Source organism: Pseudarthrobacter sulfonivorans (assembly GCF_024391045.1).
Taxonomy (GTDB): domain Bacteria; phylum Actinomycetota; class Actinomycetes; order Actinomycetales; family Micrococcaceae; genus Arthrobacter; species Arthrobacter sulfonivorans_B.
Genome location: NZ_JANFCZ010000044.1, coordinates 1 through 10,832, shown reverse-complemented (window position 1 = coordinate 10,832; position 10,832 = coordinate 1). Strand labels below are relative to the sequence as shown.

Genomic DNA, 10,832 nt, shown 5'->3' with positions numbered 1-10,832 from the left:
GGAACTGACCCAACCAGGCCAGCCGGCGCAACGCATCTCCTTGCCCCGCCGCAGCCTCAAAGACTGCCTCGCCGAAGAACTCCGCCGCCTCGACCCCGACGAGGTCTTCGGAGAAACCATCACCAACCTCCCCACCACCGTCCATGAAAGCCCCATGACCTTCACCTGCAGCGGCGAGCCTGAACGCCACAAGGACCGGCAGTCACTGATCACGGTTTAAAGGGACTGCATAAGCGCGATCGCTCAATATTGACGTGGAACCCCAACGCGTCAGTTAGATTGGCACTTGGTGCCGATTCACCGGATCCGGACGGATCCAGGAAAGGAACACAAGAATAATGGTCCACAAAGTACAGGCCGTCATCGCCAGGGAGAAAAACGCCCCGGTTTCGCTGGAGACCATTCTGGTCCCGGATCCGGGACCGGGGGAGGCCCTGGTGGACATTCTCACCTGCGGCGTCTGCCACACCGACCTGCACTACAAGCAGGGCGGCATCGGCGACGATTTCCCGTACCTGCTGGGCCATGAGGCCACGGGCGTGGTCAGCGCGGTGGGCCCCGGTGTCACGCAGGTGGCGCCCGGTGACCGGGTGATCCTGAACTGGCGCGCTGTCTGCGGGGAGTGCCGTGCCTGCGCCAAGGGCCAGCCGCAGTATTGCGTTAACACGCACAACGCGACGCAGAAGATGACCCTCGAGGATGGAACGGAACTCTCTCCCGCGCTGGGCATCGGCGCCTTCGCGGAGAAGACCCTCGTTGCCGCCGGACAGTGCACCAAGATTGACGACGACGTCGACCCCGCCGCTGTGGGGCTGCTCGGCTGCGGTGTGATGGCCGGCATCGGTGCCGCCATCAACACGGGCGAGGTCAAGCGCGGCGAATCCGTGGCCGTCATCGGTTGCGGCGGCGTCGGCATCGCCGCGATCGCCGGAGCAAAGCTTGCCGGTGCCACCACCATCATTGCGGTGGATATCGACAGCAATAAGGTGGAGATGGCCAAGTCACTTGGCGCGACCCACGGGGTAAATTCAAGCAAGGAAGACCCCATCGAAGCCATCCGGGCCCTCACGGAAGGCAACGGCGCTGACGTGGTGATTGACGCCGTCGGACGCCCCGAAACGTACAAGCAGGCGTTCTACGCCCGCGACCTCGCCGGCCGCGTGGTGCTGGTGGGTGTCCCGACGCCGGACATGAAGCTTGAGCTGCCGCTGCTGGATGTCTTTGGCCGGGGCGGGTCGCTGAAGTCCTCCTGGTACGGCGACTGCCTGCCCGCCCGTGATTTCCCCATGCTCGTGGCGCATTACAAGCAGGGCAACCTGGACCTGGATGCCTTCGTCACCGAGCGGATCACCATCGACCAGGTGGAGGAAGCCTTCGTCAGGATGCACGAGGGCAAGGTCCTGCGCTCGGTTGTTGAACTCAAGACCCAGAAGGAGTCCTCATGACAATCACCATCGAAAACCTGGTCACCTCAGGTACTTTTTCGCTCGACGGCGGCACCTGGGACGTGGACAACAACGTCTGGATCGTCGGCAACGACGATGAGTGCGTCATCATCGACTCCCCGCACGATGCGGCAGCGATCATCAACCAGGTCCGCGGCCGGAGGGTCCTGGCCATCCTGCTGACCCACGCGCACAATGACCACATCGGCGCGGCGCGGGAGGTTGCGGCCGCCGTCGGCGCCCCGATCATCCTGAACCCGGAGGACCTGGTCCTCTGGAAGCAGGTTTACCCGGACGCGGACCCCGACCGGTACCACGGCGACGGCGACGTGTTCGAGGTGGGCGGCACCGCGCTGCTCGCCATCCACACGCCGGGCCATTCCCCGGGCTCCACCTGCTTCTACCTCGAGAGCGAGGGAACTGTCTTCACCGGCGACACCCTCTTTAACGGTGGACCGGGAGCCACAGGACGCTCCTATAGCGACTACCCCACCATCCTGACGTCCATCCGGGAGCGGCTGCTCACCCTCCCGGCAGAGACCGTGGTCCGCACCGGCCACGGTGATAACACCACTATTGGTGCCGAACGGGAAACGCTGGCTAAGGTTTCCCAATAACGCAGGATCGTGAAGAGCAGGAACCCGTTGAGGCACGCCAGGACAGCTGGCGTGCCTCAACGGGCGTTGTGAACAGGAACGGCGTGAGCCGCAAAGGAAGTTGGAACAATGAAGTTCGGTAAGCAGCCCGCCCCCGTCGCGGACATCAACGAGGACAACCTCGAGGTTCACAAGCCGAAAAAGGAAGCGGCCGGGGTCAAGGCCGTGATGGTGGCCCTCGAACGCGCCGTGGCCCAGGCAGGCGTTACCCGGACCGCGCAGTCCCTGCTGCGCCTGAACCAGCAGGGCGGGTTTGACTGCCCCGGTTGCGCCTGGCCGGAATCGGCCACCAAACGCAAGGCGGCCGAGTTCTGCGAGAACGGGGCCAAGGCCGTGGCCGAGGAGAACACCCTCCGCACGGTGGGGGCCGAATTCTGGGCCAAGCACTCCATCGCCGAACTCGCCGAAAAAACGGAGTACTGGCTGGGCAACCAGGGCCGGCTGAGCGAGCCCGTGGTGATCCGCGAAGGGGAGTCCCACTATTCCCCGATCTCCTGGGCCGAGGCCTTCGACCTGATCGGCGAACACATCCGCGCGTCCACGCCGGACCGCTGCGTGTTCTACACCTCCGGGCGGACGGCCAACGAGACCGCGTTTATGTACCAGCTGTTCGCCCGCGCCCTGGGCACCAACAACCTGCCGGACTGCTCCAACATGTGCCACGAGTCCTCCGGCTCCGCGCTGAACCCGACCATCGGCATTGGCAAGGGCACCGTGTCCCTGGAGGACATCCACGATTCCGAGCTCATCTTTGTGGTGGGGCAGAACCCCGGCACCAACCACCCCCGGATGCTTTCAGCGTTGAAGGAGTGCAAGGACAAGGGCGGCAAGGTGGTGGCCGTGAACCCGCTCCCCGAGGCCGGCCTGTTCAACTTCAAGGACCCGCAGACCGTTTCCGGCGTGGTGGGCGGCGGCACGCCGCTGGCCGACGAGTACCTGCAGATCAAGGTGGGCGGAGACCTGGCACTCTTCCAGGCACTGGGACACCTGCTCCTGGCGGAGGAGGACCGCAACCCGGGCACCGTCGTCGACCGTTCCTTTATTGACGCGCAAACCGACGGGTTCGACGCCTACACTGAGGCCCGCAAGGAACTCGACTGGGCCGAAACGGAAAAGGCCACCGGCCTGCCCCGTGAGCAGATCGAAACCGTGGCCGGGATGCTCATCAAATCCAGGGCCACCATCTTCTGCTGGGCCCTGGGCGTGACGCAGCAGCCGCACTCGGTGGACACCATCAAGGAAATGGTCAACGTCCTGCTCCTGCAGGGCAACTTCGGCAAGCCCGGCGCCGGCGCCTGCCCGGTCCGCGGCCACTCGAACGTCCAGGGTGACCGGACCATGGGTATCTGGGAAAAGCCGAAGGAATGGCTCCTCGACGCACTGGACGCCGAGTTCGGGATCCAGTCCCCGCGGCATCACGGCCATGACGCCGTGGAAGCCATGGAGGCTTTTGAGCGTGACGAGGTGGACGTTTTTGTGTCCATGGGCGGCAACTTCTCGCTCGCCTGCTCGGACACGGAGACACTGGAAGCGGGCATGCAGCGGATCGGCCTGACCGTGCACATTTCCACGAAGCCCAACCGGTCCCACGTGGTGCACGGCCGCACGTCCCTGATCCTGCCTACTCTGGGCCGGACCGACAAAGACGACAAGCACCCCAAGGGCGCCCAGTTCCTGTCCGTGGAGGACTCCATGTCCGTGGTCCACTCCACCCAGGGCAGGCTGCAGCCGGTCTCTGAGCACCTGCTCGCCGAACCGGTTATTGTGGCCCGGATGGCGGAAGCGACGTTCGGGCCGGACCACTCAGTGGACTGGAAGGCCATGGCTGAGGACTACGACGTGGTCCGTGACCATATCTCCCGTGTCCTGCCCGGGTTTGAGGACTTCAACGCCAGGGTCCGGACCAAGAACGGCTTTGTGCTGCCCAACCCGCCCCGCGATACCCGCTCCTTCAAGACGGACATCGGCCGCGGCCGCTTCACGGTCAGCCCGCTGGAATACCTGACCCCGCCGGAGGGGCACCTGGTGCTCCAGACCATCCGCAGCCACGACCAGTACAACACCACCTTCTACGGCCTGGACGACCGCTACCGTGGCATCTCGGGCGGCCGGCGTGTGATCCTGGTGCACCCTGAAGACCTGGCGGAGCTCGGTTTCAAGGACCGGGACCTGGTGGACGTGGTCAGCACCTTCCGTGGCAACGACCGGCAGGCGGACAAGTTCCGCCTGGTGGCCTACCCGACGGCGAAGGGCTGCGCCGCCGCGTACTTCCCCGAAGCCAACGCCCTGGTCCACAAGGAAAACGTGGCGAGGGAATCGAACACCCCCGGCTTCAAGGCAATGTTCGTCCGGTTTGTGCCGCACGCAGCCGAACCGGAGGCTGCCGGGGAGTCCGTATCACTGGCGGCTGCCACGGCCGGCTGACCCGGCGGCACAGTCTTAGGCAGCGCAACGGCCCCGCCTCCGAATCAACCGATTCACGGGAGGCGGGGCCGTTGCGTGTCCGCCGGTCAGCGGGCCTGCGCCGTCACTTGCGCGTCACCGGAGTCCGTGGCTGTGAGCCAGCGCGATCGCCTCGGTGCGGGAGCCGACGTCGAGCTTTTTAAACAGGTTCCGCACGTGGAACTTGACCGTATTCTCGCTGATTCCCAGCGTTGAGGCGATGGTCCGGTTGCGGTGACCGGCCACCAGGTGTTCGAGCACCTCGAGCTCCCGGGCAGCAAGATCCCAGCCCGCCACATCCCCGGCCGGCTTCGTCTGCAGGTCCAGGGGAAGGGTGACGAAAACGTCTGCACCCCAGCCTGGCATGACGTCGATCCGCAGTGTTCCGGTGAGCGCCTGGACCCGGCGGTCCAGGCGGGCGATGCTCGGCGCGTCGGCCTTGAGCGCACCCCGGCCGTCGTCACGGACGTTGATCAGCAGGTTTTCGCCGTCGCAGTCCCACTGCGTCCGGACCCTGCTGACATCCGGCTGTTCGGTCATGGTCAGCACCAGTCCGCGGACGATGGCCCGGGCCGCGTGGGCAACTTCACCGGGCAGGGCCCTTCCGTTCAGCGGCGGCTCGATGAACTCGATCTCGATGCCGCTGTAGCGCGTGAGCGGCCGCAGGTCTTCCCGCAGGCGTTCGAAGGCCTTCGCGACCGGTTCCTTCACCAGATCCGTGGTGCGGTCGCTGAGGGTCCGGAGCCCGATCAAAGCCTTGGCCGTGAGGTCGGTGACGGTGGCGCGGGCCGCCGCATCGTCCAGGGAGGACGAACGCAGCGCTGCGAGGAGGGTCTCCAGGGTGGTGGAGTGCAGGTCGGTCAGTTCCGCCGTCACGCGGAGACGTTCCGCGGATGCCGCCCGGGATTCGAGCAGGTACGACGGCGGCGCATCAGCCACCTTCTCGCGGATCCGCCGCGCAGTCAGGCGCCACAGATACGTCACCAGTTCCAGCCCCTCACTGCGTTCCGGGCCAGCGGGGGGATCGGTGAGGACGAGGAGCGCGTTGCTGGACGCGTGCTTCAGGGCAAGCGCGGGGCGGATCTGGCCGGCGAGCTCGGCCTCCCCGAACCAGGGTCCCTCATCCTTAAGGGTGGCCCGGAGGGCGTCGAGCTCGGTGATGGAGACGCGGGAGATGATGTCCTCATCGCCCGCCTTCTTCTGCGGCCGGCCGGTGCAGTCTTCGGTGAAGATGACCAGGGCGCTGCTTGCCATGTAGGGGAGTGTTGCTTCACGCAGGCGCTCGGCGATCTGGGCAAGGGGAGCATCGGCCAATGCCGCCACGCTCTGCAACAGCGGCCACGGCAGGTCTGGAAAAGGCATGGTGGATTCCTTCACGGGCTGATGGGCGACGGTGCCCATCCGGACAGCCTACCCGGGCGGAAACAAGCTTCCAACCCAAAAGGGTAGTAAGAACCGTCAGAAAACAGTGTTACCCCTGCCCATTTGGTTCGCAATCATGGATATCAACCAGAAAGCATCCGTCCGGCCGCTCCAGGCCGACCAGATCCAAAAGGACAAACCGTGAACCCGACAACAAATGTAACGCTCCCCGGCGCTGCAACCGCAGCAACCCTCAACTGGACACCCGCAGACGACCGCGCGGTGGACACCGCCCGGGTCCTGGCCGCGGACGCCGTCGAAAAGGTGGGCAATGGCCACCCCGGCACGGCCATGAGCCTGGCCCCGGCCGCCTACCTCCTCTTCCAGAAGCTCATGCGCCATGACCCCCGCGACCCCGACTGGATCGGCCGCGACCGCTTCATCCTGTCCCCCGGCCACTCCTCGCTGACCCTCTACATCCAGCTGTTCCTCTCCGGCTACGGCCTGGAACTGGACGACCTCAAGGCGCTCCGCACCTGGGATTCGCTGACCCCCGGCCACCCCGAGTACAAGCACACCAAGGGCGTGGAAATCACCACCGGCCCACTGGGCCAGGGCCTGGCCTCCTCCGTGGGCTTCGCCTACTCGCAGCGCCGGATGCGCGGCCTGTTCGACGCCGACGCCGCCGAGGGCACGTCGCCGTTCGACCACACCATCTGGGTGATCGCGTCCGACGGCGACATCCAGGAAGGCGTGACCTCCGAGGCTTCCTCGCTGGCCGGCCACCAGGAACTGGGCAACCTCGTGGTGGTCTACGACGAGAACCACATCTCCATCGAGGACGACACCGACATCTCCTTCACCGAGGACGTCCTCAAGCGCTACGAGGCCTACGGCTGGCACACCCAGCGCGTGGACTGGACCGAGACGGGCGAATACGTCGAAGACGTCCAGGAGTTGTACTCGGCCCTGCTCGCGGCGAAGGCTGAAACCTCCAAGCCGTCCATCATCTCGCTGCGCACCATCATCGGCTACCCGGCCCCGAAGAAGCAGAACACCGGCAAGATCCACGGCTCCGCCCTCGGCGCCGACGAGGTTGCGGGCCTAAAGTCCGTGCTCGGCTTCGATCCGGAAAAGTCGTTCGAAGTGGACCAAGACGTGCTCGCCCACGCCCGTGCCGTCGTCGGCCGCGGTGCCGCAGCCCGCAGCGAATGGGATTCAGCATTCGAGGCGTGGCAGCAGGCCAACCCGGAGGGCGCCGCCCTGCTGGAGCGGATCGAAGCCAAGGAGCTTCCCGCCGGAATCGACGCCGCCCTGCCGGTGTTCGAGGCCGGCAAGGACGTCTCCACCCGCGCCGCATCCGGCAAGGTCCTGAACGCGCTGGGCCCGGTCATGCCGGAACTGTGGGGCGGTTCGGCCGACCTCGCCGAGTCCAACAACACCACCATCGAAGGCTCAGCGTCGTTCATCCCGGTATCCCGCTCCACAGATGCGTGGAAGGGCAACCCCTACGGCCGCGTCCTGCACTTCGGCATCCGTGAGCACGCTGCCGCCTCGATCGTGAACGGCATCTCGCTGCACGGCCGGACCCGCGCGTTCTCCGGTACGTTCCTGATCTTCAGCGACTACCAGCGCCCGGCCATCCGCCTCTCGGCCTTGATGGGTGTCCCGTCCATCTACGTGTGGTCCCACGACTCCATCGGCCTGGGCGAGGACGGCCCGACTCACCAGCCGGTGGAACAGCTCTCCACCCTCCGTGCCATTGTGGGCTTGGACGTGGTCCGTCCGGGCGACGCCAACGAGGTGGGCATCGCGTGGAAGACCATGCTGGAGAACCACTCCAACCCGGCAGGCATCGTCCTGACCCGCCAGAACGTCCCCACCTTTGCCCGCGGCAACGGTGCGGCACAGGGTGACACCTTTGCGTCCCCGGCGGGTGTGGCCAAGGGCGGTTACGTGCTGGCCGAAGCCTCCAAGGACGGCGCAACCGTGCCGGCCGACGTGCTGCTGATCGCCACCGGCTCCGAGGTGCAGCTGGCCGTGCAGGCCCGCGAAGCACTGCAGGCCGAAGGCATCGCCGCCCGCGTTGTGTCCATGCCGTGCGTCGAGTGGTTCACCAAGCAGGACGCGGCCTACCGCGAGTCCGTGCTGCCCGCCGGCGTCAAGGCCCGAGTCTCCGTCGAGGCCGGACTGGCCCTGGGCTGGAAGGAATTCGTTGGCGACGCCGGCCGTTCCATCAGCCTCGAACACTACGGCGCTTCCGCTGACTACAAGCGCCTCTTCCAGGAGTTCGGCATCACCGCGGAGGCAGTTGCCGCAGCAGCCAAGGACTCCCTGGCCGCCGCCCGCAACTAACCTCTGCTGCGGCCGGCGCCGCGGGGCGACCTCGTTGGGGGGCGTCCCGCGGCGCCGGCCGCGAACCATCACCAGCCCACATTTTTGAAGGAAGAAGCAGGAACCATGACCAACGCAACCCCCACCGCCCAGCTGTCCGACGCCGGAGTATCCATCTGGCTTGATGACCTCTCCCGCAGCCGCCTCGAGACCGGCACGCTGCGCAAGCTCATCGAAGAGAAGAACGTGGTCGGTGTGACCACCAACCCGTCCATCTTCCACGCTGCCATCACGTCCAGCTCGGACTACGACGCAAAGATCGCCGCTCTGGCCGCGCAGGGCGCCGGCGTCGAGGAGACCATCTTCGAGATCACCACCACCGACGTCGCCGACGCCTGCGACCTGTTCGCCCCGATCGCCGCCGCCACCAACGGCGTTGACGGCCGCGTGTCCATCGAAGTTGATCCCCGGCTGGCCTGGGACACAGCCGGTACCATCGCTGAGGCCAAGAACCTCTACAAGAAGGTGGACAAGGACAACGTCCTCATCAAGATCCCGGCAACCCTCGAAGGCCTGGAAGCGATCACCGCCACCCTGGGCGAAGGCATCAGCGTCAACGTGACCCTGATCTTCTCCCTGGACCGCTACCGCGCCGTCATCAACGCCTTCCAGTCCGGCCTGGAACTCGCGAAGGAAAACGGCCACGACCTGTCCAAGATCCACTCGGTGGCCTCGTTCTTCGTTTCCCGCGTGGACTCCGAGATCGACAAGCGGCTCGACGCCATCGGCACCGACGAAGCCAGGGAGCTCAAGGGCAAGGCCGGCGTCGCCAACGCACGCCTGGCCTACCAGCTGTACGAGCAGCTCTTCTCGACCGACCGCTGGGAAGTCCTGGCCGAAGCCGGTGCACGCCCGCAGCGTCCGCTGTGGGCCTCCACCGGCGTCAAGGACCCGGCCTACCCCGACACGCTGTACGTGACCGAACTCGTTGCCGCCGACGTCGTCAACACCATGCCGGAGAAGACGCTGGATGCGACCTTTGACCACGGTGTGGTCACCGGGGACACCATCACGGCCGGTTACGCGCGGGCCAAGGCCGTGCTGTACGCCCTAGACGCGCTGGGCGTTTCCTACAACGACGTGGTTGCCCTCCTCGAATCCGAGGGCCTGGACAAGTTCGTGGCCAGCTGGAAGGAACTGCTGGCCGACGTCGAAGGCGCCCTCGCCACCGCCCGGAAGGCGTCCTGACCCGAGCCCTGACTGCTACCGAAAGGCAGACCCATGTCCGCATCACCCCTGAACTGCTGCATCAACCCCAGCATCCTCTCGGCCGACTTCGTCAACCTCGAGGCCGAGCTCGCCCGGATCAGCAATGCCGATGCCGTGCACGTGGATGTCATGGACAACCACTTTGTGCCAAACCTGACCATCGGCCTGCCCGTTGTGGAACGGATCCAGAAGGTCAGCCCCGTCCCGGTGGACGCCCACCTGATGATCGCCAATGTGGACCGGTGGGCACCGCAGTACGCCGACGCCGGCCTCAGCTCTGTGACGTTCCACGTGGAGGCATCGGATGCCCCCATCAAACTGGCCCGGGAGCTCCGGGCCCGCGGGGCCAAGGCGGGCATGGCGCTGCGCCCGGCCACCCCGGTGGAGCCGTATCTGGACATGCTCCCCGAACTGGACATGCTGTTGATCATGACAGTAGAGCCGGGCTTTGGCGGCCAGGCGTTCCTGGACGTCATGCTGCCGAAAATCCGCCGGGCACGTGCCGCGGTTGACGGTTCAGGGGTCAACGTCGCCATCCAGGTGGACGGTGGAATCACGGAAGAAACCATCACGCGCGCTGCGGAGGCAGGTGCCAACGTTTTTGTGGCCGGCTCCGCCGTGTACGGCAAGTCCTCACCCGAGGATGCCATCGAGTCACTGCGCACCAACGGCCAGCTCGCCTTTGGCCCGCGGGCCCGCCAGCTCAACACCGCACCCCAACCAGCCTGAAGGACTACTCATGCGCGTTCACATCGCAACCGACCACGCCGGGATGGAATTAAGCTCCCACCTAATTACTGCCCTGACTGCCAGCGGCTACGACATGGTGGACCACGGCCCGGCCGTCTATGACGCCGAGGACGACTACCCGGCGTTCTGTATTAACGCAGCCGCCGCCGTCGCGGCCGACCAGGCCGAAGGCGTGGACGCGCTCGGGATAGTCCTGGGCGGTTCCGGCAACGGTGAGCAAATCGCCGCGAACAAGGTCAAGGGCATCCGCGCCGCCTTGGCCTGGAACCTGGACACCGCGAAACTGGCCCGCGAACACAACAACGCCAACGTGGTGGCAGTGGGCGGACGGCAGCATACCGTTGAGGAGGCCACCGAACTGATCCGGGCGTTCCTCGCTGAACCGTTCAGCAAGGCCGAGCGCCATGAACGCCGCATCGGCAAGATCGCCACGTACGAAACCACCGGCGAGGTGGACGAGTAGCTTCACCTCACCGAGGCCCCGCGCAATCCGTTCTCAGGACTGCGCGGGGCCTTGGGACTTTCCGGCACCTGCCTGTTGCAGGAGTGCCCACAACAAGATTTACAGAGGAGC

At 65.9% G+C, this 10,832-nt stretch carries 9 protein-coding genes; 8 read left to right on the top strand and 1 reads right to left on the bottom strand.

The genetic code is table 11. From position 1 onward, the window contains the following. From NQJ30_RS18660 to NQJ30_RS18645, 4 genes are all read left to right on the top strand, one after another. Positions 1-220 (top strand): OpcA/G6PD domain-containing protein (locus tag NQJ30_RS18660; protein WP_255771810.1); only part of this gene is annotated, 220 nt, incomplete at its 5' end. 118 nt (positions 221-338) lie between these two features. Next, positions 339-1,445, top strand: a complete 1,107-nt coding sequence (locus tag NQJ30_RS18655) for an S-(hydroxymethyl)mycothiol dehydrogenase (RefSeq protein WP_255771809.1) — start codon at positions 339-341, stop codon at positions 1,443-1,445. Then, entirely contained in the window at positions 1,442-2,062 is a 621-nt protein-coding gene (locus NQJ30_RS18650; protein WP_255771808.1) for an MBL fold metallo-hydrolase, read from the top strand. Before NQJ30_RS18655 ends, NQJ30_RS18650 begins: the two co-directional genes overlap by 4 nt. Before the next feature lie 108 nt (positions 2,063-2,170). Continuing rightward, positions 2,171-4,525, top strand: coding sequence for an FdhF/YdeP family oxidoreductase (locus NQJ30_RS18645; RefSeq protein WP_255771807.1), 2,355 nt, complete (start codon positions 2,171-2,173; stop codon positions 4,523-4,525). A 114-nt stretch (positions 4,526-4,639) separates the two neighbouring features. On the opposite strand, the gene NQJ30_RS18640 is transcribed toward NQJ30_RS18645, so the two are convergent. After that, entirely contained in the window at positions 4,640-5,905 is a 1,266-nt protein-coding gene (locus NQJ30_RS18640) for a helix-turn-helix transcriptional regulator (protein WP_255771800.1), read from the bottom strand. A 201-nt stretch (positions 5,906-6,106) separates the two neighbouring features. Here NQJ30_RS18640 and tkt point away from each other — a divergent pair, with 201 nt between their 5' ends. The 4 genes from tkt (at position 6,107) to NQJ30_RS18620 (ending at position 10,721) form a co-directional block, all read left to right on the top strand. After that, entirely contained in the window at positions 6,107-8,260 is a 2,154-nt protein-coding gene (gene tkt / locus NQJ30_RS18635; protein ID WP_255771798.1) for a transketolase, read from the top strand. Between the two features lie 105 nt (positions 8,261-8,365). Then, positions 8,366-9,487: a transaldolase gene (tal, locus tag NQJ30_RS18630; protein ID WP_255771796.1), complete on the top strand. Its 1,122-nt coding sequence runs from the start codon at positions 8,366-8,368 to the stop codon at positions 9,485-9,487. A gap of 33 nt (positions 9,488-9,520) precedes the next feature. Further along, complete coding sequence (gene rpe, locus NQJ30_RS18625; RefSeq protein ID WP_255771784.1) at positions 9,521-10,237, top strand: ribulose-phosphate 3-epimerase; 717 nt, start codon at positions 9,521-9,523, stop codon at positions 10,235-10,237. A gap of 10 nt (positions 10,238-10,247) precedes the next feature. After that, positions 10,248-10,721 (top strand): ribose-5-phosphate isomerase, encoded by a 474-nt coding sequence (locus NQJ30_RS18620; protein ID WP_255771772.1) that lies wholly within the window; start codon positions 10,248-10,250, stop codon positions 10,719-10,721. Positions 10,722-10,832 lie beyond the last annotated feature (111 nt).